Origin of the sequence: Streptomyces melanogenes (genome assembly GCF_014649795.1) — a bacterium.
Lineage (GTDB): Bacteria > Actinomycetota > Actinomycetes > Streptomycetales > Streptomycetaceae > Streptomyces > Streptomyces noboritoensis.
In genome coordinates this window covers 1-1847 of sequence record NZ_BMTS01000073.1, presented here as the reverse complement: position 1 = coordinate 1847, position 1847 = coordinate 1, and the positions used below count along the sequence as shown (strand labels likewise).

Genomic DNA, 1847 nt, shown 5'->3' with positions numbered 1-1847 from the left:
AGACGCTGAGGTCTTGGCGGCTGGTGGCGAGTCCGGTGGCGATGGCGGGGGCGCGTCCGTGGATGGAGTGCATCCCGTAGGTGTTCATGTAGTACGGGAAGCGGCTGGAGCAGCCGATGCCGGAGACGAAGACGATGTTCTCTTTGGCGAGGCCGAGTTCGGGCATGAAGCCCTGGACGGCGGCGAGGACGGCGTAGTCGCCGCAGCCGGGGCACCAGCGCACTTCCTGGTCCGACTTGAAGTCCTTCATCGACTGCGGGGCGTCGGCCTTCGGGACCAGGGAGAGCAGGGTGCGTGCCGTCGTCGTCTCAGACATTGATGGCCTCCTTGAGGGCCTGCGCGAGCTGCTCGGCCTTGAACGGCATTCCGTTGACCTGGGTGTAGGACTGCGCGTCGACCACGAACTGGGCCCGGATCAGCGTGGCGAGCTGGCCGAGGTTCATCTCGGGGACGACCACCTTCTCGTAACGCTCCAGCACCTCGCCGAGATTCCTCGGGAAGGGGTTGAGGTGGCGCAGATGGGCTTGGGCGATGGCCACGCCCTCGGCGCGCAGTCGGCGTACCGCGGCGGTGATCGGCCCGTAGGTCGAACCCCAGCCGAGGACCAGGGTGTCGGCCCCGCCCGGGTCGTCGACCTCCAGGTCCGGGACCTTGATGCCGTCGATCTTGGCCTGGCGGGTGCGGACCATGAGGTCGTGGTTGGCGGGGTCGTACGAGATGTTGCCGGTGCCGTCCTGCTTCTCGATGCCGCCGATGCGGTGCTCGAGGCCCGGGGTGCCGGGGACCGCCCACGGCCGGGCCAGCGTCTGCGGGTCGCGCTTGTACGGCCAGAACACCTCGGTGCCGTCGGCCAGCGTGTGGTTGGGGACGGTGGCGAACTGGACGCGCAGGTCGGGGAGTTCGTCGGTGTCGGGGATGCGCCAGGGCTCGGATCCGTTGGCGAGGTAGCCGTCGGAGAGCAGGAACACCGGCGTCCGGTAGGTCAGGGCGATCCGGGCGGCGTCCAGGGCCGCGTCGAAGCAGTCGGCCGGGGTCTTCGGCGCGACGATCGGCACCGGGGCTTCGCCGTTTCGGCCGTACATCGCCTGGAGGAGGTCGGCCTGCTCGGTCTTGGTGGGCAGGCCGGTGGAGGGGCCGCCGCGCTGGATGTCCACGATCAGGAGCGGCAGTTCGAGGCTGACGGCGAGGCCGATGGTCTCGGACTTGAGGGCCACACCCGGGCCGGAGGTCGTCGTCACCGCGAGGGAGCCGCCGAAGGCCGCCCCGAGAGCCGCACCAATGCCCGCGATCTCGTCTTCGGCCTGGAAGGTGCGGACACCGAAGTTCTTGTGCTTGGACAGCTCGTGCAGGATGTCCGAGGCCGGGGTGATCGGGTACGAGCCCAGGTAAAGAGGCAGATCAGCCTGCTGGCCCGCCGCGACGAGCCCGTAGGCGAGAGCCAGGTTCCCGGAGATGTTCCGGTACGTGCCGGTGGGGAAGGCCTTGGTGGCCGGGGCGACCTCGTACGAGACGGCGAAGTCCTCGGTGGTCTCCCCGAAGTTCCAGCCCGCCCGGAACGCGGCGACGTTGGCCTCGGCGATCTCCGGCTTCTTGGCGAACTTCTGCCGCAGGAACGCCTCGGTGGCCTCGGTGGGCCGGTGGTACATCCAGCTGAGCAGCCCCAGCGCGAACATGTTCTTGCTGCGCTCGGCCTCCTTGCGGGGCAGCCCGAAGTCCTTGAGCGCCTCGACGGTGAGCGTGGTGAGCGGCACCGGGTGGACGTTGTACGCCTCCAGGGTGCCGTCCTCCAGCGGCGAGGTGGCGTAGCCGACCTTCGCCATCGGCCGCTTGGTGAACTCGTCGGTGTT

At 69.1% G+C, this 1847-nt stretch carries 1 protein-coding gene and 1 pseudogene; both read right to left on the bottom strand.

The annotated features are described in order from the left end of the window. Positions 1-316: pseudogene (locus IE252_RS42775) on the bottom strand (2-oxoacid:ferredoxin oxidoreductase subunit beta); the annotation flags it as partial. Further along, the coding region (locus IE252_RS42770) for a 2-oxoacid:acceptor oxidoreductase subunit alpha (RefSeq protein WP_190094921.1) at positions 309-1847 on the bottom strand (1539 nt) is incomplete at its 5' end. The pseudogene IE252_RS42775 and the gene IE252_RS42770, both read right to left, overlap by 8 nt.